Source organism: Rhodococcus sp. MS16, from assembly GCF_013277795.1.
In the GTDB taxonomy this organism is placed as follows: Bacteria; Actinomycetota; Actinomycetes; order Mycobacteriales; family Mycobacteriaceae; genus Rhodococcus_F; species Rhodococcus_F globerula.
In genome coordinates this window covers 773,588-796,657 of sequence record NZ_VBTM01000003.1, presented here as the reverse complement: position 1 = coordinate 796,657, position 23,070 = coordinate 773,588, and the positions used below count along the sequence as shown (strand labels likewise).

Sequence of the window (23,070 nt, the reverse complement as noted above, 5' to 3'; positions counted from 1 at the left end):
GTTGTCCATCGGGACAGGTGACCCGATCCGGTTGTGGTGCGATACTCGGAACATGTTCGAGAATGCCTTGCTGATCGACGCGGCGGGTCGGCAGACCCAGCGGCACCACCAGGCCTTTTCTCAGGACTGGGACCGCATCAAGGAGTGGTCCGACAACGTCTACATGCCGTATACGGTCACGCCCATCGGTAGTCGATTGCGTCCGGCGTCAGACATGTATTCGGCTACCGTCGGTCGGATCGACGTCACCCGGTTCTGCTACGGCATTCCGGTCACGGTGGGTGAGTGTTCGCCCGAAGCTGGGAACATTCTGGTTCTGACGACGATTCGCGGGAACGGGCGGCATGCCCTTGGTGGGGGTTCGTCCGTGAATACCGCTGTCGGAGAAACGTTTGTGGCGGACTGCAGTCGGACGGACTACTTCGTGGAGTTCGACGAGGATCATCTGCAGTTGAATCTGACTGTGCCGCATCAGCTTGTCGCCGATCACGCCCAACAGTGGTACGGCCGGGCGCCGGATGATCGTCTGTGGCAACACAAGTGCTCGATCGGTGGGCGCGGATCGAGCTGGCTGGCACTGATGGATTACGTGGTGCGGGCGGTCGCAGAGTCGCCCGAAGCCTTGTCGCGCGAGCGGTTGGGGGCGCGGGTGCAGGAACTGATCACTGCGCAACTGCTCGAGGAGTGGGCGGCGCAGGCCGGTATCGCACTCGGTGCGGGTATCGATTCTGCGGAGCCCGTGTATGTACGAGCGGCGGAGGAGTACATCGACACTTTCGCTCGTTCGGTTCCGACTGCCTCGGAGATCGCGGCTGCGGTCGGAGTCAGCGTTCGGGCACTCACCGCGGGCTTTCGCCGATACCGTGACACAACACCCGGCCAGTTGTTGCGAGAGCGTCGGCTTACCGGAGTGCGAAGTGAACTCCTGTTTTCGGACGGAAGAACAATTTCCGATATCGCCAACGCCTGGGGGTACGTCAACCTGGGCATTTTTGCTGCCGGATACCGGAAGCGATTTGGGGAATTGCCGTCGCAGACCAGGTCGCGAGTCTGAACGTGTGGTCTTGGGGAAGCCGTGACACCCCGTTTGCCTCTCCGAGGATCTAGGTCGATCCGTTGTTTCTTGTCGGAGCCTTCTGCAAGGATTGACGGTGAGAGTGACAGCAGGCCCGGAACATCAATCAGACCTCGCATTAGGAGCTCAATCATGGCATCTCGACTCAATCCGTACATCAGTTTCAACGGCGACGCCCGTGAAGCGATGGAGTTCTACAAGAGCGTTTTCGGTGGCACGCTCGCGCTGAACACCTTCGGCGAATTCGGCCAAGAGGGCGCCGGCTCGGACAAGATCATGCACGCAATGCTCGAAACCGACGAGGGCTACACCGTGATGGGCTCGGATACTCCTCCCGGCATGCCGTACAACCCGGGTGACAACATCACGGTCAGCCTCAGCGGCGACAACGGCGATGTACTGCGCGGCTACTGGGAGAAGCTGTCTTCCAGCGGAAACGTGTCGATGCCGCTCGAAAAGCAGATGTGGGGCGACGAGTTCGGAGCCTGCGTCGACAAGTTCGGAATTAACTGGGTCGTCAATATCGGCACTCCGCAGAGCTGAGTGATCCGGTCCGGTTCTGCCGAAATCAGACGGAACTTCTGCCGTTTCGAGGCAGAGCCGGGCATGTGATCGTCGTTACATTCTCTCTGACAGAAGAGTTTTCAGTCGGATGGAGAAGTGTGATGACGATCGAAGATGTTGCAGGAAAGGCTTTTTCGAAGGAGCGTTTCGACGGTCTGTTGGCAGATGCCGTGCGCGGACCCGCTGGCGTCCCCGGTGTAGTTGCCATGATCACCGATCGTGACGGCAACGTCTACGAGGGTTCCGCAGGCGAGCGCGCTGCAGGCTTCGGAGACCCGATGTCCACGGATTCGGTCTTCGCCCTGTTCTCGACAACCAAGGCCATCACCGGAACTGCGGTACTGCAGTGCGTCGAGGAAGGTTTGCTCGATCTCGACGCGCCGGCGGCCATGTACGTTCCGGATATCGGTGAGCTGAAGGTTCTCGACGGATTCGGCGATCAGGGTGAGCCGATTTTGCGGGAACCGAAGCGAGAGATCACAACTCGCATGTTGATGCTTCACACAGCCGGATTCGGCTACGACTTCTTCAACGAGTCGTACAACCGCCTCTCGCAGGACCATGGTCAGCCCAGCGTGATCACCTGCACCAAAGCTGCGCTCACCACTCCGCTGCTGTTTGATCCGGGCGAGAAGTGGGAGTACGGAACCAACATGGACTGGGCCGGTCAGGTCGTGGAATCCATTCGTGGACAACGACTCGGCGACGTCATGCGAGAGCGGATCTTCGAACCGTTGGAGATGGCGGACACCGCATTTTCGATGACTCCGTCGATGAAGGACCGCCTTGCAACCATTCATCAGCGAGAATCCGACGGAACGCTCACTCCGCTCGTAGGATTCGAACTGCCCGCAGAGCCCGAGGTACACATGGGTGGACACGGGTTGCACGGCACCGTCGGTGACTACATGAAGTTCATCCGGATGTGGCTGAACGACGGTGCCGGCAATCAGGGGCGGGTGTTGTCGCAGGAAACGGTGGCAGCAGCAACCAAGAACGGCCTCGAAGGCCAACATGTCGGTCTTCTGCCTGGCGTCATCCCGACATTGTCCAACGACGCCGAGTTCTTCCCCGGAGTGCCCAAAGGATGGGCGTACTCGTTCATGACAAACGAGGAAGTGGCTCCCACCGGGCGACCAGCGGGTTCACTTGCCTGGGCGGGACTGGCCAACCTCTACTACTGGATTGATCGGCAGAGCGGCGTTGGTGGATTCTGGGCCACGCAGATCCTGCCGTTTGCAGATGCGGGTTCGGTTGGCGGGTACTTGGATTTCGAGTCGGCCGTGTATCGCTGACGGCAGAGCTCCCGCTGTTCGGGATCGGAGACGGGAACGCTTGGAGTTCGGAGTACTCATGCAGTAAGCGAATGTGTACAACGAACTAGGAGATGGCATGAACAGCCTCGAGGGTAGTTTCGAAGGCAAGGTTGCACTGATCACCGGTGCCGCTCGCGGGCAGGGACGAGCTCACGCAGTTGCGTTTGCCGAGCGCGGCGCCGACATCGTGATCTGCGATCGCTGCGAGAACAGTGACGCCGTCGCCTACCCTCTTGCGACCGAAGCTGATCTCGCCGAAACAGTGCGTCTCGTCGAGGCCACGGGGCGTCGTTGCATCGCGGTCAAGGCAGATACCGCCGACCGTGAGGCAATGGACGCCCTGGTGGCCCGCGCGGAAGCCGAGTTCGGCAAGGTCGATATCGCTGTCGCCAATGCCGGTGTATCCGTTCCAGCCCCCATTACGTCGATGACGTCGGCGCAGTGGAACGAAGTCATTTCCTCGAACCTCACGGGTGTTTTCAACACCGTCGCCGCCGTGTCCGGCGGAATGGCAAAGCGTGGTTACGGCCGTATCATCACGATCTCCTCGATGATGGGTCGATCCGGTGGCACTCAGATGGCCGCATACGGCGCCTCCAAGTGGGGTGTCATCGGACTGACCAAGAGCGTGTCCCTCGAGCTCGCGAATTCCGGCGTCACAGTCAATGCGATTGCGCCGGGCAATATTTCGACGCCGATGATCCACAACGACATGATGTACCACATGATGCGTCCGGATCTCGAAGAACCGACCATGGCTGACGTCGAACCGGTATTCGCGACATTGCACGCGCAGCCCGTGGGGTGGCTTGATCCGTTCGAGATTACGCGCGTCATTCTGTTCCTCGCGGCTGATGCCAGTGCCCACATGAGTGGCATCGTTGTTCCTGTCGACGCCGGAGTCGCTGCTCGTTCGAACGCTTGACCACAGTGTCGTCCCGCCGACATGTGCGGGCGTCGTGGGTTGTCGGAGTCTTGAGTCTGAGCGGTGTGGTGGTCGCACTGCAACAGACTTTGGTTGTTCCGCTTCTCCCTGAGTTCGCGACGGCATTGGGAGTCTCCAACTCGACTGCGTCGTGGTTGGTGACATCAACTTTGTTGACCGGTGCCGTCGCAACTCCACTTATCGGCCGGCTTGCCGATATGTACGGCAAGCGGGCCATGATGTTGCTGTGTCTCGGCGTCATGGTCGTGGGCTGCTTGATTGCCGCGACCAGTCAGAGCTTCCTCGTTCTTGTACTCGGTCGATCGATGCAAGGATTTGCCTCGGCGTTGTTGCCCGTGGGAATCAGCATCATGCGCGACGCACTGCCGCCCGAAAAGCTCAGTGGTGCAGTTGCTCTCATGAGTGCGACCGTGGGTATCGGCGGAATGGTCGGCATGCCGATGGCAGGGGTGCTCTCGGCGCATTGGGGCCTGTCCTCGCTCTTCTGGGTGACCGGTGCCGTCGGAATTGCTGTCGCAGTTGTACTGCCTTTTGTCGTACCGGAATCGGCGGTGAAAAGCCGCGGACGCTTCGACTTCCTTGGCGCAATAGTCTTCACGGCGGCTATGACCAGCCTGCTTCTTGCCATCTCCAAGGGCACGGAATGGGGTTGGGGAAGCCCGGTCATTCTCGTGCTCATTGCGGCGGGAATTGTGTTGCTGAGTTCGTGGGTACCGTGGGAACTGCGCGCGTCGGCGCCGCTCGTGGATCTACGAACATCGGTCCGCGCCCCGATCCTGGTATCGAATATCTGCGCGCTGCTGCTCGGATTTGCTATGTTCATCAGTTCCCTGGCTGCTACGCAGGAACTGCAGCTTCCCGCGGAATCCGGATTCGGACTCGGGCTGTCTGCGTCAGCAGCGGGACTGGCAATGTCGCCGGGTGGGCTCTTGATGGTCCTCCTCGCGACCGTTTCACCTAAGGTCACTCGCCGCTGGGGAGCCAAGACAACACTGGCGACCGGTGCCATCGTCATCGCTTTCGGCTATGTCCTGCGTGTATTCCTCGCTCCGACGCTGTTCACCATCATTCTCGGCACAGCGATTGTGTCTGCAGGCGTCGCATTTGCCTTGGCGGCGATGCCCACATTGATCACCGAGTCGGCTCCGCTCGACCAGACTGCTTCCGCGAACAGCGTCAACAGCTTGCTCCGTTCCGTGGGTACTTCGACCGGAAGTGCAGTCGCTGCTGCGGTATTGGCCAGTTCGACCGTGTTGATCGGCGTCGCGGTTGTGCCGACGCTGCATTCGTTCGAGGTTCTCTACTCGATCGGGGCGGGAGCTGCGTTACTGGCTGCGATAGTGACAGTCGCGGTTCGTGTCGAACGGAAAGGCGATGTTCAGCGGGATCGCTCCGCAGAGAACGTTCAGTCCGGAGAAGCTGTCCGCGAGTAATTCCGTAGAAATCTGTCGGGGCTCTGCGTCACACTGGGGTCTCGGGTTGGATTTGTGCTGACGCGGGAGGACGCATGACCGGAGCGATTGTGGCCGAGGGACTGGTCAAGAAGTACGGCGAGCTGACGGCGTTGGGCGGCGTAGATCTGGAAGTGCGCGAAGGCTCGGTGATGGCACTTCTTGGACCCAACGGCGCGGGAAAGACTACAGCGGTTCGCATATTCACCACGCTGCTCACTCCTGACGCCGGCCGCGCCGAAGTCGCCGGGCTGGACGTCGTCCAGGATGCGCGGGCACTGCGATCCAAGATCGGGGCGTCAGGTCAGTACGCCGCAGTCGACGAATACCTCACCGGGTACGAGAACCTCGAGATGGTCGGACGGCTGTATCACCTGGGAGCAAAGAAGAGTAAGGCGAGGGCGCGCGAGCTACTTGACCAGTTCGACCTGGTCGAAGCCGGTGATCGCCCGGTCAAGGGCTATTCGGGCGGTATGCGCCGACGCCTCGACCTGGCCGGTGCCTTGGTGGCCCGGCCGCAGGTTCTTTTTCTCGACGAACCGACAACAGGACTCGATCCGCGAGCGAGGCTCGGCCTCTGGGATGTCATCGAAGGACTGGTGGCACAAGGCACGACACTGCTGCTCACGACGCAATACATGGAGGAAGCCGAAAGGTTGGCCGACCAGATTGCGGTGATCGACCGCGGTGTGGTGATCGCGCGTGGAACCTCCGATCAACTCAAGGCACGGGTTGGTGGCGAACGTATCGAACTGAGCGTGCACGAGAACGAACATCTCGACATCGTCCGGGAGGAATTGAGGGCACTGGCCGTCGGGGAGATCCAGATTCAGGAGAACGTCCGACGCATCACCGTGCCGGTCGACGACGGAACCGATGCATTGGTCACCGCCCTCAATCTGCTGTCGGCTCGCGGAATCAAAGTATTCGATGTCGGGTTGCGTCGGCCGACACTCGACGACGTTTTCCTCACGCTGACCGGGCACCAGGCTGAATTGGAGGACCAGAAATGACGGTGCAGATGGCACTCGAAGACGGCCTGACCATTGCCAAACGAAACCTGATCAAGATCAAGCGGGTTCCCGACCTTCTGGTGTTCACGACACTCTCGCCGATCATGTTCGTGTTGTTGTTCGCGTACGTGTTCGGCAGTGCGATCTCCGTTCCGGGGACGTCGTACCGCGAGTTTCTGATCGCCGGAATCTTCACGCAGACAGTTATATTCGGTTCCACCTGGACTGGTCTGGGTATGGTCGAGGATCTGCAGAAGGGGATCATCGACCGCTTCCGTTCCCTGCCCATGGCTCCTTCAGCAGTGCTGATCGGCCGCACGTCCAGCGATGTCCTGATCAACGTGATCAGCCTGGTGGTCATGTCGATCACCGGTCTGCTCGTGGGGTGGCGCATTCACTCCAGTTTCTTCGAAGCGCTGGCCGGATACCTACTTCTCTTGTTGTTCGCGTACGCGTTGTCCTGGGTCATGGCAGTGGTCGGCCTGTGGATCAGGACGCCGGAAGTGTTCAACAACGCCAGCTTCGTCGTCATTTTCCCGCTCTCGTTCATCGCGAATACATTTGTCGAAACCACCAACCTGCCAGGGCCTTTGAAGGTGATCGCGGAGTGGAATCCGGTGTCGGCCGTGACTCAGGCGGTGCGCGAGCTTTTTGGCAACACCAACCCCGCCATGACCGTTCCCGATGCATGGCCACTGCAGAATCCGATTCTCGCGTCGCTGTTGTGGACGGCCGGCTTGCTGATTGTCTTCGTGCCGTTTGCAATCCGTCGATATCAGAAAGCCGTCAGTAGGTGACTCGTGCTGCGGGTTTGGTGCCGGTCACCACTGTCGACGAGGTGGCATCGTGTGCGGAAATTTTCACGAGAAGTCCTCCGTGAGTGAATGATTCCACGGTGCGGTCCACCTGTTCGTTGCTTGTTTCGACAAGCAGGTGCCCGCCGGGTTTGAGCCACGTCGCTGCCTCGTCGGCAATCCTTCGTTGGATATCGAGTCCGTCGACACCGCCGTCGAGGGAGACACGGGGTTCGTGGAGTCGCGCTTCGGGTGGCATGAGACGGATCGAATCGGTGGGGACATACGGTGCGTTTGCCGCTATGACGTCGATCCGTCCGCGGAGTTGGGTGGGCAGCGGATCGTAGAGATCGCCAGCGAGAACCTGGCCAGGCTCGGCGATGTTGCGCCGTGCGCAATGAACCGCAGCGGGTTCGATGTCGATGGCGTACAACTCGATCGCCGGGACGTTCGCCTGCAGGACCGCCCCGACTGCACCCGAGCCGCAACAGAGATCAACGGCAACACCGCCAGGGGCAGTCAACGAACATGCCTGCCTGGCCAAGAACTCAGTGCGTCGGCGTGGCACGAATACCCCGGGTTCCAGCACTATTCGCAAGCCGCAGAATCCTGCCCAGCCGACAATGATCTCGAGTGGTTCGCCGGCCACCCGCCGAGCGATCATGACGTCAAGCTCGGCGGGGGATTGTGCGGCATTCAGTAGAATTCGCGCTTCGTCCTCGGCAAATACACATCCTGCGCGGCGCAGGACGGCGGTGGTGGATTTTTGCCGAGGACGAGAGTGCATCGGTGCGGACATAGGAGAGTGCCTTTCGGGAATTACCGTATGGGCGCTCTCGACCGCTACCGGAAGCTGAACGGAGGAGGCGGCGCCACTACTGACCTAGCGGTAATGGGACTCACCTCCTGAGTGTCTGCGTATCGACTGTGTCTGCATGTCGACTGTCTGCATGTCGACCTGCGCGTATTGAACGTCGATACTCTATCGAATCATGGTCGTCTGCGCGCGCCATTGAGCGCATTCACTCTGAATTCGGCGGCGATTTCCGGGTTGTCGAGCGGCCGAACCATCTGTTCAGACGGGTATTCAACTCTGACTGTTCGTCTCCAACCCAGGCCACATGGCCGTCGGGACGAAGCAACACGGCGGGAGCATCCAATTCGGTACTGGTGTCGACGATGTGGTCGACGCGATCGTTCCATCCATCGACCGACAGTTGACCACCCTGGTCGATCAGCAATCCGCGGCCGGAGTGCATCAGGTCGTAGAGGTTGCCGCGGGTCAACGCGATGTTCTTCAGCCGCCGGCCTAGTAGGTCATGGTCGTCGCCGAAGTCGTAGCGAATCGAGATCGCCGTGATCTTCTCGGTCAGGTAGCGGTTGACGTCGTCGAAATCCATCAGCTCGGAGATCAAGCGCCGCACAGCTTGTGGGCCCGCTGCGGTGGAGATCAACTCCGCCTGTGCGCGCGTGTTGTCCAGTACGTCGGAGGCCACCGGACGCCGTTCGGATTCGTAGGTGTCGAGCAGGCTTTCCGGTGCCCATCCGTTGATCTCTGCGGCGAGCTTCCAGCCGAGGTTGAACGCGTCCTGGACGCCGAGGTTCAGACCTTGCCCTCCCATCGGCGGGTGGATATGGGCGGCGTCGCCTGCGAGAAATACCCGGCCACGACGGTAGTGATCGGCCAAACGGGTGGCGTCGCCGAAGCGTGAGAGCCAACGCGGCGAGTGCACGCCGAAGTCGGTGCCGGCGATGACACGTAGCTGTTGTTTGATGTCGTCGAGGGTTGTCGGGACGGCACGACCGTCGGCAATATCGGCTGCGGGCACCACGACGCGATGAGCACCATTGCCGGCCGGGCCGATTCCGAATCGCTTGTGAGTTTCGCGGATCTTGGCGACCACGGCTGCCAGTTCGTCCGCCGGCATGGTCACGTCCATTTCGCCGATCAACGTGTCGGCCGTCGACGGCTCGCCGGGGAACCCGACGTCGATCAGCTTGCGCACGGTGCTGCGCCCACCGTCACAGCCGACTAGGTAGCGCGCCTGAAGTGTTGTGCCGTCGTCTAATTCGGCAGTTGCGCCGTTGTGGTCTTGCCGGACCGCGACGACGCGCTTCCCGCGCCGAATGTCCGCGCCGACTTCGATGGCGTGTTCGGCGAGAATCCTGTCGATCTCGGGCTGGGGTATGCCCAGTACGTAACCGTGCTCGGTATCCAAGTAGGTGGGTGCGGGTTTGGAGATACCCGCGAAGAATCCGCCGAGTGGATACTTTCGGCCGTGTGCGAGGAATCGGTCCAGCAGCCCGCGCTGCTCCATGATCTCGATACTGCGCACATGGATGCCGAGGGCGCGGACAAACGGAGTCGGCTGCTCGGCCTTGTCCAGCACCACGACGTCGACACCCTGAAGCCGGAGCTCACCCGCCAGCATCAATCCGGTTGGTCCGGCACCGACAACGATGACGTCACTCATGTAGACCCCTCCTGTGGGCAAGGCATGCGCTTGCTCGCAGCGGCGAGTCTGCACCATCACCCGGGCCTTGCCGCAAGCCCCGGGGTACGCGATATGGTGAAAGGGGCGGAGGTTCGAAGGCCCGGAAGTTCGACGGCCCGGAAGTTCGACGACTCAGTGCCGAGCGGTTGCGGTGTCCGTTCCCGCGGTCCCTCGACTCATGGCCAGAACCGCGTCACGGCGGTCGATGCTTCCGAACGGTGACCCGCCGGTCGGGTTCTCACTTCCGAACAGCCAGGTGGGTCCGTCGGCCAGATGGTCGAGAGCTTCCCGGGCAACGTCGGCGGGATCGGCAAGGTCGGCACGCGATGTGGCCCGCGCGCCGAGTGCACGATGGAGAGATGGGGTGTCTGTTGCGCCAAGCACGAGGGACAGAACGTCGACGCCCTTCGGATGCCATTCCGCCCAGAGACTTTCGGCGAGAATGAGATCGAATGCCTTGGTGGCGCCGTACGTGGCGTGTGTTGCGCCCCCGGCCCAGGCTGCTCCGGAGGTCAGTAACACCACGGCGCCCCGTCCTCGGGCGACCATCGGCGCGCCGAAGCGGTAGGTGGCCTCGAGCACGCTGGTGCAGTTCCGATGAACGAGAGACAGATGTTTGTTCAGATCCTTGTCGAGGAATTCGGCGCTGTAATCGTCGCTACCGGCGTTGTACACAAAGAGTCCGACCTCGAGATCGGCTGTTATCCGTTCCAGTTCGGACATTGCGGCCGCTGCGCTGAGATCTAGTGCAACCGTGCGTACTTCGACATCGTGCTGTGCGCGGATGTCGTCGGCGAAAGATTCCAAGACGAGCGCTCGCCGGGCGACAAGAACGATGTTCACGCCGCGAGTGGCCAGTTCGTGAGCGAATGCGGCACCAACCCCGTCGGATCCGCCGGCAATGATCGCCCACGGTCCGTACTTCTGTGCGAGATGTGTTGGCATTGTGTGATTCCTTTCAATGTGGACTCTGTTCGACGTGTGTGGTCAAAGCGCGAATTGTCGTGCTGGTGCATCGCTCACGTCGAGGGCGCCAGCATGTTGCGGTGCTCGGGCGTCCCGTCCAGGTTGGCATTGATTCGCTCGACGGTTCGCCAACCCTCCGCGGTGCGCACCCACCGCCAGGTGTTGGCCGAGACGCGAGCCACCCAGAAGCGGTCCGCGTCACTGTCCCAACGGATGTTGAGTGCGTAGTTGCGTCCCGTCGCGTTGTCGCCGTCGATCTCGATGTGCGGTGCGGTCAATACATGACCGCACCCGTTGCGGATCAGACTCTGGTGACCGTCGCCGAGCACCATCTCGGCGATTTCTTCTCGACCCTTCATGTGACGTTGGGGGACGGCGTCGAAGGTGCCGTCTTCGGTCCAGAGTGCCGCAGCAGCCGCACCGGAACCACTGTCGACGGCCGGACCGTACTGCGCGACGAGTTGCATGATCTCGACCTGGTCTTCAAGAGTGCGAACTCGGTTCGTCAGATTCGTCACCGCGGTCCGAAGGTCTTCGTTCTCAACCATTTTCACACCTTTCCAGGAACGACGACTATGCGTGCCGGACCGTTGGCGTCGCGCGACGCATCGAGTGCCTCCGCGACTTCGTGGAGTCCGACCGTCCTTCCGAGCATCGGGCTGATGTCGACCTCGCCGGAGCACACTGCGTGGAATGCTTCGTCCCAGTGGGCAGGAAGTGGGCCTCCGCCGAATTGGATGTTGAGGCCCTTGCGCTTAGCGGTGAGCGTGTGGAGGTGATCGCCCTCCGGCGGTCCACCGGAGGAGAATATCCTGGTTCCACGCTCGCATCCTTTGACGATCGAATCGAGAACACCTGGTATTCCGACACATTCGAAGATGACGCAGCCTGGTAGTGCGGCTATCGCCATCATGTCCTTCGTTGTATCCGGCGATCCGTGTGCCACATCTCGCCAGGCTTGGTACGGGGAGATTTCGGCGGGATCTATGACAGCGTCAGCCCCCATTGCCATCGCGGTCTCGCGGCGAGAGGCAATGAAATCCACGGCAATGATCGGGCCGATTCCGAGACGTTTGAGGTTCGCAATCGTAGAAAGGCCGATGGCACCGCAGCCGATGACCAGCGGAACCTCGCGGGTACCCATCTGCGCACGTGCTGCTGCGGACCATCCGACCGAGAGTGCGTCGGCAACGCAGATCACCTCGCTCGGAAGGTCCGAGCGCACCACGCGTGTAATCGATTCGTCGAGGAGTAAGAACTCACCGAAACCGCCGGGCGATTCGGGATTCTGCCCGATGATCTTGCGGCCCAAGGGTGTGGCGAGCACCGGGAGGGAACTTACTCGGGTGCCGACGGGGATTCGCCGGTCGGTGCCGGGTCCGTAGTCGACGACTTCGGCGCAGTATTCGTGGCCCATGACGATGTCGACGTTCTGATCGTACGTGGACATTCCGCTGTCGTCGTGGATGCCGGCGTCCGGGTTGTCCATGAAGTGAAGGTCCGACGCACAGATTCCGCAGGCCAGCGAACGAACAAGTAATTGGCCGGGGCCGGGAACCGGATCGTCGACCACTCCGACGTCTACGGTGCCTTCTCGCAGTACTGCAGCGCGCATTCGATTCTCCTCCGCGAATATGTAGTTCTCATTCTGTGGGTGAACTGTATCCATGGATTGGCACTTACGGAAGACTCTCTCCTGTAAATTTAATAGAGCAATATCTCCTGTAAAGGTGCTGCGCACTTGCTGGCGGTCACTACACTCACTGGCATGTCAGAACCTCATCGCCGTCTGGGGCGACCCCGCGACATCAGCATTGACGAGCGAGCTCTCGAGGCGACGCGCGCACTCTTGATCGAACGAGGCTTCGAGGCGACGACGATTCAAGCCGTTGCCAGTCATTCGGGCGTGCATTCGTCGGCGATCTACCGCCGATGGTCGTCGCGGATCGAGTTGATCGAGGAAGCGGCGTTCCCTCGATTCACCTTTGCCGGCATCGTGCCGAGTGGGGATCTTCGACGCGACCTTCGCAGGTTCATCCGTGCGTACGTCGCGGCCTTCAGTGCGCCGGCGGCGCGAGCGGCCGCTGCGGGGCTTCTTGCTCATCACCAGAAGCCGGATCGCGATGCGTCATCAGAGGTGTATCCGAGGATGTCGGTGCGGCCGCTGTTCGAGGACATTCTGCGCGCCGCAGCTCCCGGAAGTGTTGATCCCGCAGTCGATCCCGACGACGCCTTCGACATGCTTCTCGGTGCAATTCTCACTCGCACAGTGGTATTCACGCCGACGTCGAGGCAGCGTCCCATTGAGCGCACGGTCGAGATGATGGTGCGATTGTTACGCCCGGTCGACTGAAGGTCCCTTCGCTAGCGGGCGCCGCGCAGATACGCATCGATCGGGATCCTCAGTTGAAGAACGAATTCCGACGATTCGGCGTGATGGGTCGGGGTTGATCTCGCTCCGATGCATCGATCGAATATCAGTCCTTCCAGCAAACTGACAAGATCGGTTGCCGCGCTCTCCGGATTCGTCACGCCGTGACGTACGAAGATCTCTTGCGCTCTGGCCGTGGAGAACAGGCTTTGCGCCAGGGCGTCGTGCAATTCGCGATTGCTTCGCGTCTCGAGGAGAAGTGCGTACCGGGCGATCAACTCGTCGCGGCGACGGGACAGGAGATCGCCGAGATATCGGGCGATCAGAGTTGCCGGATCGGAATTCGTCTCCAGCAGTTCGTCGAATGTCGATTGTGACCGTTCGACGATGTGTTGCACTGCAGCTGTCAGCAGCGCTTCTCGGGTTCGAAAGTAGTACGAGGTTGAACCCTGCGGGATACCCAGGGCGGCATCGACGGCGCGATGAGTCAATGTCCGCGGACCGTGTTCAGCGATGATCGTGACAGCGCACGCTCCGATGAGGTGTCTGCGATCTCCAGTCATGCCTATCCCGTTCTGCGTAGTGCGGATCACGTTGACTTGGCTCCGAGCCGGTCTCTAGCCTCAACTCTACAGATGTAGAGGAGGGTCATGCGACTGGACGAAGAGCAGTTGTCGGCACGTGCATCACTCGACGCCCTGCGGGCCCGGATTGCGATCGGCGGCATCGGGGGTGGGATCTACCTCTGGGGTGGTGTCGGACGTGGAAAGACCATGCTGATGGACGAGTTCTACAACAGTGTTCCAGTGGCGAAGCGGCGCATTCACTTTCACCAGTTCTTTGCCGATCTGCACACCCACGCGCACAGTCTCGGGTCGATGGGCAAGGCGCTGGATCAGGTGGTCGACGGGATTCGGCTGCTGTGCTTCGACGAGTTCCACATCGACGACATCGCTGACGCACAGTTCATGGCGAGAGTTCTGGAGAACATTGTTGCGAAAGATGTGACTGTTGTTGTCACGTCCAATGTTCCGCCGTGTGATCTCCTTCCCAATCCACTTTTTCACGATCAGTTCGTGCCGTCCATCGAGTTGATCGAGAGGGTGTGGGAGGTGATCGAGTTGGGTGGAGCGGTTGACTACCGAATGCTGGGGGAACCGCGTCAGCGGGATCGACGGTTCGCGTCGGGAGCTTTCCACTCGAGTGCAGGTGCTTTTGACGGTGAACCGGTCGAATTAACAGTGGGGTCACGCACATTGATGTGCTCTGCGCTTCGCGACGGAGCCGTGTGGTTCGATTTCGATGTGCTGTGCGGTGGTTCGACGTCGGCGGCCGACTACCTCGATCTTGTCACCCGCTTCGATGAATGGGTGATCCACGGTGTGCCGATCCTCAGCACCGCAACGGAATTCGCAGTGCGGCGTTTCGGGAACGTCGTCGATGTTCTCTATGACGCCGACGTGCGGTTGACATTGTTCGCCGAAGGAGGCCTCGAGGACGTAGCCGGCCACCTTCGTGACGCCGCGGGGCTTGCCCGGCTGTTCAGTAGGTTGTCGCTGCTTCAGTCGATGGGGGTCATGGTGCGGTCAGAACAGTAGTCAGCGCGCTCGACAGTGCTGCCTTCACGTATGGCGTGAGGTTCTCGACGAGCCGCGACGCGATCGCGGTGGCGACCTCCGCCGGCTGTAGCGGAACAGTCGGTGATTCGGGAAGGCCAGGCTGCGGCGGCGGAGTGCTATTGGTCATCATCGGCTGATACGTACCGTGTTTCGTGAAGTAGCCGAAAACCGAGTCCACAAACTCTTCCGGCGCATCGCGTGGTTTGGGCATGTTGCAGATGCCGTCTCCTTCGATGCATACCTCCTGGACGGGTATGTCGCCGAAGCCGGCGCGCGTCCCGGACATCGTTGCACCGGGAACAACATTCGGGATCACGGTTTCGATGCCGCCGTGAGAGTTTCGCGGGTCTGAATACAGGACGCCGGTCACCTGGGATTGGGGAATGGACCCGTCGCGGGCGATGTCACCGAGAACGTCGCCTGCAATCCGTGCACCTTGGGAGTACCCGGTGATGACAACGTCGCTCCCGGGGCACTGGTTGTGAAAGGTATCAACTTCAGCATGAAGTGCTTGGACGCCCACAGCCACGCTGGCGTCGTAGGTCTGGTCGCCGAGAGGCCAGAAACTAGCGGGGTAGCTCACGGGTTTTGCGACGTATCCCTGGGCGGCATAGCGATCGGTGACGGGTTGTGTGGTCTGGCCGGTCGGGTCCCAGGTTCCACCAACTGCGAATACCGCGCCGGTCGGGCATGAGTTCGGTGATGCCGTCGCAGCATTGGCGGACAGCAGCGCGGTCCCCAGGGCGAATGTGCACACCACTGACAGCGAGTATTTCCTCATCGGGCCGTCCCAATCCATCTTTTGCTCTCGTAGCTCCACTGGGAAGCTCGCGGTCCGACGCGGGTTGTTCGGTACTGAGCGCAATGGTGACGGTGTGATGAGTCCTGGAGGTATTCCTCAGGTAAATACGACGTTGCCAGTCACAAGAATGGCAGTGACAGAGAAAACTTGCTCTTACGGCCCTGGCACCTGCGGCGGGTTGTCCGGAACCATGACAGCACCGATGGCGTTGCTGATGGGGACAGCGTTGTTGCCGTTGGCGTTGGCTGTGGGGCCGAGGGTGGCATAGATGACAATGGTGGTTTCGGACTTCGGTTCGTAGAGCGCAACACCGTTGTATCCGCCGTACGACGGGTTCATGACAAGCCACCCGCCCAGGTGCGCCGTTCCGAACGTGAAGAACTTGTCGTCGGTCAGAGGTCCGAGACCTGCGGTTGTCGGGGCCATCTGTTCGTCGAAGACTGTGTCGGAGAGCAGCTCGCCGGTTCCGAGGGCGCGAACCCATTTCCCGACGTCGGTGACTGTCGAATTCATATTGCCGCTGTGTAGGAAGGCCGTGGGATTCCAGAACGTCGAGTCCTCGAAGACACCGCGTTCAGTGGTGTAGCCGTGCAGGACGGGATCCGGGATTTGCGGGTTGAGCGCAACCCGACTGTCGGTCATGCCGAGTGGGTCGAAAATACGCTGTTGCAGTAGGTCACTCAAAGATTGCCCGGTCGCCTTCTGGACAACTTCACCGAGCAGGGTCAGGTCGCTGTGTGAGTAGGCAAAACTCGTTCCGGGCGCGAACAGCGGTGGACGGGTGTTGGCGAGATCGAGGATTTCCTGTGCGGTCCACCCCAGGATCGGGTTGGCGTAGAAACGCTTCTCGAATTCGGGGTTGGTCACGTAGTCGGAGATTCCGGTGGTGCTGTTGGCGAGCATTCGCGGTGTGATCTGGTCGGAACGCGGAAAGCTCGGTTCCCACTTGGCAATCGGTTCGTCGAGTGGGAGAGTGCCGGACTCGTCGAGTTGGAGGAGGACGGTCGACAGCATCGGTTCCATGGGCTGTCCGACGCGTAGTTGCATATCGGTTGTTGCTGGCACGCCGAGTGGGGATTCGCCGACAGCGCCGGTGACCACGTTGGTGTCACCGCGCCACACCCCGTACACCGCGCCGCTGAGGCCCAGTTCGGTCACCTGGGTGCGGACAATGTCATCGATCTTCTGTGATTCGGGGCTGACGGTGCTGGACGCGGGACTGCTCGTGCCAGTGGTGGTGTCCTCGTTGGATCCGCAGGAGGCAAGAACTGTCACGGCGAGTGCAATCACGGCCAATCGAGTTCGTCGCTGTCGCGAGGTGGACTTCATCCGTGGCGATCCCTTCGTGTCCTCAGCGGAAAAGGAATGTCGCAATTGACTGAATCTACCGCGACCGGACAGTGCTCGTCGCTGAATTAAACGGGTGGAGTCAACAGAAAAGCCCGGCACCTTCGTAGAAGGTGCCGGGCAGTGCTGATCGAGGGCTTGTCGGCCGAAAACTACGGAAGTAGTTGGTCGAGGAAGGTGTTGCTGAAGACCTTGTGCGGGTCCAGTGCGTTGAAGGCGGCGTTGGCAGTGTCCCAGTTGTCGCTGGTGGGGACGCCGTCGCGGTAGGTCTGGGGGAGGGCGTTTTCGATGATCTGCGTGTCGGTGTACGGCTTGTCGGCGCTGAATGCCCAGCCCTTGGACCATTCGGGGCGGAAGGTAGCGTCGTTGTTGTTGTAGTGGCCGCGCATCCATTGCTCCATTTCGCGGTAGAACGCGAACATGCCGGGTGTTCCGGGGACTCCGAGGACGTTGAGCCAGATGGCGGTGTCCCATTCGGGGTGGTCCGGTCGCGGACGCATAGCGGAGATCGTGGGGGCGCCGGCGGATGCGACTTCGACGTCGGATGACTCGTCGAGGCCGCAGCATCGGATTTCGACGGGTCCGTTGAGAGGGAATTGCCCGATGGAGCGGTAGTACTCCATGCGGCCGTTGAACCACTGCGTGAAGTCGTGGATGACCTGGCCGATGTTGGCGCGGGACGTGATGACGGCGCCACCGCCTTCGGTCAGGCGCAAGGTGGTGGCCCGGATGTAGAACTGAACGTCCTTGGACCATCCCCATAGGTCGTTGGCGAAGGTCGCGGCAAGGCCGGCGACGGTGGTGGCGTACATAATCTGCCCGAATGCGGGTGCGATGCCCGGGTTTCCGGAGTTGATCTGTCCGATCATGTCGGTGATCGGTTCGGGGAGGTTGTCGGAGAAGATGTAGTTGTACGGTCCGGTGACTTCGCGGGAGAAGCGAGGCTTTTCAGGAGCGAGGGACCACACCTTCATCCACGGGCGTTCGGTGAAGGGGTACCAAATTGCCTCTGCGCGACCGTTTTCGCGGACGAACTTCTCGAAGGTACGTCCGGAAGCCCCGCGAGCGCCGAAGAGTTCCTGCCAACCGATGTCCGTGTGGCTGACGCAGCGCATGCGGTAGTTGGGCGCAGCCTGCAGTGTGACTGAGGTGAGGAAGGTGCGGCCGAGGTGAGTCAGGAGTGGCTTGATGGCGGTATCGGCCCGCGAGTACGTCTTCAGTGCGTATTCGTTGCCGTTCCAGACCACTGCGGTCAGGGAGGTGACGAGGTTGGAGAGTGAACCGAAAGTTTGTCCGGGAACGTGTGCTTCGCCTTCCGCGGGAAGGGCTGCGCCGTGGGCGTCGACGGCGAGGCAGCCTGCGATGGACAGGACGCCGGGCGCGGGGAGATTAGCGAAGCCAAGGCCCTGGGCCTGAAGTGCTGTGGTGATGGCGTCGAGGGTGGCACCGGGTCCCGCGGTGACCGTCGCCGGTGACCCGCCGGCGTCGACGTTGACCCAGTTCAGATGAACCATGGTGTCGGCGAGAATGACCTTGTCGATGGAAGCGCCGTTCACCACGGTCAGGGGTGTCCAGCCGTGCATGGCTCCGCGGGGCCGGATGGTGTAACCGTTGGCATGTCCCCAGTTGGCCAGGCGTACTACGTCTTCGGGTGTCTTGGGAGCGCAGGTCCAGATGGTGTCGAGCATGATCTCTTTGGACCAGTTCTGGTATGCCTGCTGGTAGAGCGCGATGCCTTCCGGGAAGGCCGGGGGTGCAGCGAGTGTGGGTACTTGTCCGCCACTGGATCCGAACGGAATTGCGTAGGCGGGGGTCCAGCTGCCGGCAAGGGCGGTGGCGGCGACTGCGCCGGCTCCGGCGGCGAGGAATCCTCGTCGGGACAGTCGGGTTGTTTCGTCTTGGGCCGTCATCTTCGGGCTGCTCCATCGGGGGTTGGGAACTGCAATGAGTTCGACAGGTGAATCTCAGGCAAGAGTGAGAACTACGTCAGCTAGGGCGGGGGCGTCGCGCTCTGCGACAGATGCGGAGATCAAGAGTTGCCCTTCGCCTTTCCAGATTCGGATGCTCAGGTTCTCACCCGGGAATACCACCCCGGCAAAGCGTGCACGGAACCCGGCCACCTGCGTGCTGTCGCCGTCGAGCATTGTGTCCACTGCGGCCTTGCAGACCATTCCGTAAGTACACAGTCCATGCAGGATAGGCGCTGGAAAGCCTGCAGCGGAGGCGAATTGCGGATCCGAGTGCAATGGATTGCGATCGCCGCACATGCGATACAGCAAGGCCTGCTGCGGAAGTACCGGTATCACGACCTCACCGTCGGGCCTGTGATCAGGCAACGGAATCGACTCCGACGGCCCGCGCTGCCCGCCGAATCCACCTTCGCCGCGCGCGAAGATCGACGAACGGGCAGTCCACAACGGGTTGCCCTCCACGTCGACGGTGACTGATTCCTGCACGATGACTGCAGCTTTGCCCTTGTCCCAGATCTCGGCGATCCGAGTTGTGGTTCGCCCGGTGCCGCTGGCCGGAATCGGCTGATGGACCGTGACTTCCTGGCTTCCGTGAACAACTTTCGCGAGATCGATCTCGACACCGGGGAACGAGACCTTCGGTGCTTGGGTGGCGTGAAAGTTGGCCGCGACGGTGGCGAAGGTGGGCAGCACTTGTGGCTTCTCGTCGTCGAGGTATCGCAGTTCGTTCGGATCGAGCGGACGAGCCCCAGCGCCGAGCGCCAGGTGGTAGTGCTGCACGTCCGACGGCGTCCACGAGAACTCCTGTGGCGCAAGCTCTGCGCCGAGTGCGACAGAAGGATCAATTGGCATGATCGACCGCCGTGTTTGCAGCCTCGGAGGCCTCAGGGGTCTCGGCGGCCGTTGCGGTTTCTGTGACCTCGGCGGTCTTCACGCGCTCTGCGATGTCCAGCACTGCCAGGTAGCCGAAAGTCATTGCGGGACCGATGGTCGCGCCTGGTCCGGCGTACGTGTGACCCATGACCGGTGCGCTGGCATTGCCTGCGGCGTAGAGACCCTCGATGACGCTGCCGTCTTCACGCAGTGCTCGGCCGTTGACGTCGGTGCAGATTCCGCCCTTGGTGCCGAGGTCGCCCGGAACCATCTTGATGGCGTAGAACGGGGCCTTGCTGATTTCGGCGAGGCTCGGGTTCTTCAGTCTCGGATCGCCGTAGTACGCGTCGTAGCCGCTGTCGCCGCGCCCGAAGTCCTCGTCCTTGCCGTTGCGCGCGAAGCCGTTGAACCGCTCCACCGTTTCGGTCAGGGAAGCGACGGGAAGTCCTGTCTTCTCGGCCAATTCGGCGATCGTTCCCGCCTTGACCACGATGCCGGCCTTGAGCCAGCGGCTGGGGAAGGGGGACCGGGGAGTAATGCCGGCAAACGTGTAGCGGTTGCGGTAGCGCTGATCGAGGATCATCCAGGTCGGGATGTTCTCGCCGGGGCCTTTGCCCTGGCCGTACTCGCCGCCGTACATCGCATGCGTTGCCTCGACGTACGGCGCCGCCTCGTTGCCGAAGCGCTTGCCCGACAGGTTCACCATCATGCAGCCGGGAAGAGTGCGCTCGGACAGGGCGAACCACGGTCCACCGGTGAGTGGGATGGACGGGCCCCACCAGGCGTCGTCCATGAAATCGACTGCGGCGCCGATCTCTTGGCCCGCTCGGATGCCGTCGCCGGTGTTTGCCTTCGCGCCGACGGTCCATTCGGTGCCGATGGGCCCGCGCTGGTACTTCTCACGCATTTCCTTGTTGTGCTCGAATCCGCCGGAGCCCAACACGACTCCGTGGCGAGCACGGATGACCTGAGCTTCGCCGTCGACGAGAACATTGACGCCGCGAACCACGCCGTCTTCGGTGTAGAGGGACGTCAGGGGTGTGTTCAGCAAGATGGGAACACCGGCGGACTGAAGGCCGAGTCGAATGCCGGCGACGAGTGCCTGGCCGCGAACCAGCAGATCCTTCTTGGTGGCCTTGGCTGCGAGGAATCGCATGCCTACCTTCATGGCGCGCAGAGGTCCGCGAGGATTGCGCATCAGCAGGTTGAGCCACTTGTAGTCGGCCTGGGTGATGACAAAGTTCTTGGGTGCCTTGACGTAGTCGGGTTCGAGATTCTTGCGATCGGCACCCAACTTGTTGCCGTCGAAAGGGGTGGGCTCGACACTGCGTCCACCGAGGCGTCCACCGGGAGCTTCCGGGTAGTAGTCGGAGTAGCCGGGTACCCACTGCAGTTGGAGCGGAGTGTTCTTCAGAACGAACGAGAGCATCTCGGGCCCACGCTCGAGGTAGGTGTCGATGCGCTCGGGAGCGACGACGTCGCCGATGATGCTGTGCAGGTAGGAACGTGCGGCATCGGGTGTGTCGGTGACACCGTCTGCCTGCAGTGCCTCGTTGTTGGGGATCCAGACTCCGCCACCGGAACGGGCGGTCGATCCGCCGTAGTGGGCGGCTTTCTCCACGATGACCACACTCAAGCCCTGATGGGCTGCGGTCAAGGCCGCTGTCATACCTGCGGCACCACTGCCGACGACGACGATGTCGTATTCCTGCTTGCTCATGTAGAACACGTTATAGAATGATGGGGGTGTCAGTCCATGCTTTCTGCCAGGAAGTATTTACGAACGTTGCCTTCGATAACGAAACGCGTTGCAGTAAAATTGAGGATGGTGCAGTGTGACCTGGGATACTTCGGTTGATGTCCTCGTTGTCGGATTCGGCGTGGCGGGGGCAAGCGCCGCACTCGAAGCGGTGGCGGCCGGTTCATCGGTGATGGCGATCGACCGGGCATTGGGAGGTGGCGCCAGCACCATTTCCGGTGGAATCTTCTATGCCGGTGGCGGCACCGCGATTCAGAGAGAAGCCGGTATCGAGGACACTCCGGAAGCCATGCTCGCGTACCTGAACCGCGAGGTCGGTGATGCGGTGACGCCCCAGACCTTGCGTCGGTTCGTGGAGGAGAGTCCGGCGACAATCGACTGGCTGCGCGGTCACGGTGTGCCGTTCGAGGCGTCGCTGTGCCCGTACAAGACCTCGTATCCGAGCAACAAGCACTACCTGTACTTCTCGGGCAGCGAATCGGCCGGCGGGTTCCGGGACATCGCCAAACCTGCTCCGCGTGGGCACCGTGCCAAAGGCCGAGGAACGTCGGGGAAGATGCTCTACGGCCCGCTTGCGAAGTCGGCCCAGGCCAAAGGTGTGCGGTTTCTCGGTCAGACCCGAGCAGATCGGTTGATCATCGAGGACGGCCGGGTGATCGGCGTCGAGGCGCTGACGCTTCGGGATGCACCCGCCGGGGTCCGGCGGCGTCACGCTGCGCTCAGTTCGATTTCCGCCAAACCGGGTGTGTATGCGCCCCAACTGCGTTCGATTGTCGACGCCCAAATCAGCAAGATCGAGAAGAAGTACGCCAAGAAAATCCGCATAAAGGCGCGTGGCGGCGTGATCCTCAGCGCGGGTGGATTTGTATCCAACCGCGAGATGATGCGCACTCACGCACCCGCGTACAAGGGTGGGATCCCGCTCGGCACGTCGGGCGACGACGGCAAGGGAATCAACCTCGGAATCGAGGCGGGCGGCGCCACCGACAAGCTCGGTAACGTTTCCGCATGGCGGTTCATCGTCCCGCCCAGCGCTTTTCTCGGTTCGATACTGGTGGGCGAATCCGGAGCGCGAATCGTCGACGAATCGCGTTACGGTGCGGCGCTGGGGCAAGCAATGGTCGAGAAGAGCAACGGAATCGGTTGGCTGCTGGCGGATTCCGACCTCGTTCGTGAAGCGAAAGCGCAAATCCCCGATCAGTCCATGTGGTTTCAGCGGGTGCAGACCGCCGGCATGATGCGTACCGCAGTACACGGCAACACGATTGCCGAAGTGGCGCACAAGGCGGGAATCGATGCAGCCGGCCTGTATGAAACGGTCGATGCGCACAATACTGCTGCGGCGAACGGTCAATCCGATCCGATGGGCAAGCCGTCCGACTTCATCAGACCGATACTCAACGCCCCGTTCACGCTGTACGACGTCTCGATCAAGCCCAACATGATGAATCCGTGTCCCATGCTCACACTTGGTGGATTGGTGGTCGACGAATCGACCGGCCTGGTGAAAAATGAAGCCGGGGAATCAATCCTGGGACTCTATGCAGCCGGACGCACAGCCGTCGGTATTTGTTCCAATTCGTATGTGAGTGGCTTGTCGCTCGCTGACTGTGTGTTCTCCGGCCGTCGCGCCGGACTTCATGCGGCCACGGTCACCGCGATGGCCCGTTTCAGTTCACCCCCCAGCTTCAGCTCATCTAGGGAGTAGT

The 23,070-nt window shown here is 61.3% G+C and carries 21 protein-coding genes; 10 read left to right on the top strand and 11 right to left on the bottom strand.

From position 1 onward, the window contains the following. Positions 1 to 52: 52 nt before the first annotated feature. The 7 genes from FEZ60_RS08730 to FEZ60_RS08700 all read left to right on the top strand — a co-directional run bounded on the left by FEZ60_RS08730 (position 53) and on the right by FEZ60_RS08700 (position 7,162). Positions 53 to 1,054, top strand: a complete 1,002-nt coding sequence (locus FEZ60_RS08730; RefSeq protein ID WP_116104115.1) for a helix-turn-helix transcriptional regulator — start codon at positions 53 to 55, stop codon at positions 1,052 to 1,054. Positions 1,055 to 1,207: 153 nt separating this feature from the next. Further along, the gene (locus FEZ60_RS08725; protein WP_033232525.1) at positions 1,208 to 1,618 is read left to right on the top strand and encodes a VOC family protein; all 411 of its coding nucleotides are present in this window, start codon (positions 1,208 to 1,210) and stop codon (positions 1,616 to 1,618) included. Positions 1,619 to 1,740: 122 nt separating this feature from the next. Next, complete coding sequence (locus tag FEZ60_RS08720) at positions 1,741 to 2,934, top strand: serine hydrolase domain-containing protein (protein ID WP_051730367.1); 1,194 nt, start codon at positions 1,741 to 1,743, stop codon at positions 2,932 to 2,934. A 97-nt stretch (positions 2,935 to 3,031) separates the two neighbouring features. Further along, positions 3,032 to 3,880: a mycofactocin-coupled SDR family oxidoreductase gene (locus tag FEZ60_RS08715; protein ID WP_033232524.1), complete on the top strand. Its 849-nt coding sequence runs from the start codon at positions 3,032 to 3,034 to the stop codon at positions 3,878 to 3,880. Between the two features lie 5 nt (positions 3,881 to 3,885). Continuing rightward, the gene (locus FEZ60_RS08710; protein ID WP_346343338.1) at positions 3,886 to 5,334 is read left to right on the top strand and encodes an MFS transporter; all 1,449 of its coding nucleotides are present in this window, start codon (positions 3,886 to 3,888) and stop codon (positions 5,332 to 5,334) included. A 74-nt stretch (positions 5,335 to 5,408) separates the two neighbouring features. Further along, complete coding sequence (locus FEZ60_RS08705; protein ID WP_033232523.1) at positions 5,409 to 6,365, top strand: daunorubicin resistance protein DrrA family ABC transporter ATP-binding protein; 957 nt, start codon at positions 5,409 to 5,411, stop codon at positions 6,363 to 6,365. Next, a complete protein-coding gene (locus tag FEZ60_RS08700; protein WP_033232521.1) occupies positions 6,362 to 7,162 on the top strand; it encodes an ABC transporter permease in 801 nt (266 codons plus the stop codon). The genes FEZ60_RS08705 and FEZ60_RS08700 overlap by 4 nt, the downstream gene beginning before the upstream one ends. On the opposite strand, the gene FEZ60_RS08695 is transcribed toward FEZ60_RS08700, so the two are convergent. From FEZ60_RS08695 to FEZ60_RS08675, 5 genes are all read right to left on the bottom strand, one after another. Beyond that, complete coding sequence (locus tag FEZ60_RS08695; RefSeq protein WP_116104112.1) at positions 7,152 to 7,958, bottom strand: putative protein N(5)-glutamine methyltransferase; 807 nt, start codon at positions 7,956 to 7,958, stop codon at positions 7,152 to 7,154. The genes FEZ60_RS08700 and FEZ60_RS08695 overlap by 11 nt on opposite strands. Positions 7,959 to 8,181: 223 nt before the next feature. Further along, positions 8,182 to 9,633, bottom strand: a complete 1,452-nt coding sequence (gene iri, locus FEZ60_RS08690) for a rifampin monooxygenase Iri (RefSeq protein ID WP_172935921.1) — start codon at positions 9,631 to 9,633, stop codon at positions 8,182 to 8,184. A gap of 153 nt (positions 9,634 to 9,786) precedes the next feature. Beyond that, entirely contained in the window at positions 9,787 to 10,599 is an 813-nt protein-coding gene (locus FEZ60_RS08685; RefSeq protein ID WP_172935920.1) for an SDR family NAD(P)-dependent oxidoreductase, read from the bottom strand. A gap of 74 nt (positions 10,600 to 10,673) precedes the next feature. After that, on the bottom strand, positions 10,674 to 11,168 hold the full coding sequence (locus tag FEZ60_RS08680; protein ID WP_033232513.1) for a nuclear transport factor 2 family protein: 495 nt from the start codon (positions 11,166 to 11,168) through the stop codon (positions 10,674 to 10,676). Between the two features lie 2 nt (positions 11,169 to 11,170). Beyond that, complete coding sequence (locus tag FEZ60_RS08675) at positions 11,171 to 12,235, bottom strand: zinc-binding dehydrogenase (RefSeq protein WP_172935919.1); 1,065 nt, start codon at positions 12,233 to 12,235, stop codon at positions 11,171 to 11,173. Positions 12,236 to 12,388: 153 nt separating this feature from the next. Here FEZ60_RS08675 and FEZ60_RS08670 point away from each other — a divergent pair, with 153 nt between their 5' ends. Then, positions 12,389 to 12,973 (top strand): TetR/AcrR family transcriptional regulator, encoded by a 585-nt coding sequence (locus tag FEZ60_RS08670; protein WP_172935918.1) that lies wholly within the window; start codon positions 12,389 to 12,391, stop codon positions 12,971 to 12,973. Positions 12,974 to 12,984: 11 nt separating this feature from the next. On the opposite strand, the gene FEZ60_RS08665 is transcribed toward FEZ60_RS08670, so the two are convergent. After that, on the bottom strand, positions 12,985 to 13,554 hold the full coding sequence (locus FEZ60_RS08665) for a TetR family transcriptional regulator (protein ID WP_172935917.1): 570 nt from the start codon (positions 13,552 to 13,554) through the stop codon (positions 12,985 to 12,987). A gap of 87 nt (positions 13,555 to 13,641) precedes the next feature. On the opposite strand from FEZ60_RS08665, the gene zapE reads away from it, so the two are divergent. After that, complete coding sequence (gene zapE, locus FEZ60_RS08660) at positions 13,642 to 14,589, top strand: cell division protein ZapE (RefSeq protein WP_172935916.1); 948 nt, start codon at positions 13,642 to 13,644, stop codon at positions 14,587 to 14,589. Here the strand turns inward: zapE and FEZ60_RS08655 are convergent. The 5 genes from FEZ60_RS08655 to kstD all read right to left on the bottom strand — a co-directional run bounded on the left by FEZ60_RS08655 (position 14,567) and on the right by kstD (position 21,322). After that, entirely contained in the window at positions 14,567 to 15,391 is an 825-nt protein-coding gene (locus tag FEZ60_RS08655) for a PE-PPE domain-containing protein (RefSeq protein WP_242484472.1), read from the bottom strand. The two genes, zapE and FEZ60_RS08655, sit on opposite strands and share 23 nt — an antisense overlap. A gap of 174 nt (positions 15,392 to 15,565) precedes the next feature. Next, on the bottom strand, positions 15,566 to 16,741 hold the full coding sequence (locus tag FEZ60_RS08650; RefSeq protein ID WP_172935915.1) for a serine hydrolase domain-containing protein: 1,176 nt from the start codon (positions 16,739 to 16,741) through the stop codon (positions 15,566 to 15,568). 170 nt (positions 16,742 to 16,911) lie between these two features. Next, positions 16,912 to 18,669, bottom strand: coding sequence for a cholesterol oxidase substrate-binding domain-containing protein (locus FEZ60_RS08645; protein ID WP_172935914.1), 1,758 nt, complete (start codon positions 18,667 to 18,669; stop codon positions 16,912 to 16,914). A 54-nt stretch (positions 18,670 to 18,723) separates the two neighbouring features. Then, entirely contained in the window at positions 18,724 to 19,581 is an 858-nt protein-coding gene (locus FEZ60_RS08640; RefSeq protein WP_045068442.1) for a MaoC/PaaZ C-terminal domain-containing protein, read from the bottom strand. Then, positions 19,571 to 21,322 (bottom strand): 3-oxosteroid 1-dehydrogenase, encoded by a 1,752-nt coding sequence (kstD, locus tag FEZ60_RS08635; RefSeq protein WP_172935913.1) that lies wholly within the window; start codon positions 21,320 to 21,322, stop codon positions 19,571 to 19,573. Before kstD ends, FEZ60_RS08640 begins: the two co-directional genes overlap by 11 nt. A 115-nt stretch (positions 21,323 to 21,437) precedes the next feature. Here kstD and FEZ60_RS08630 point away from each other — a divergent pair, with 115 nt between their 5' ends. Beyond that, positions 21,438 to 23,069, top strand: a complete 1,632-nt coding sequence (locus FEZ60_RS08630; protein ID WP_172935912.1) for an FAD-binding protein — start codon at positions 21,438 to 21,440, stop codon at positions 23,067 to 23,069. Position 23,070 lies beyond the last annotated feature (1 nt).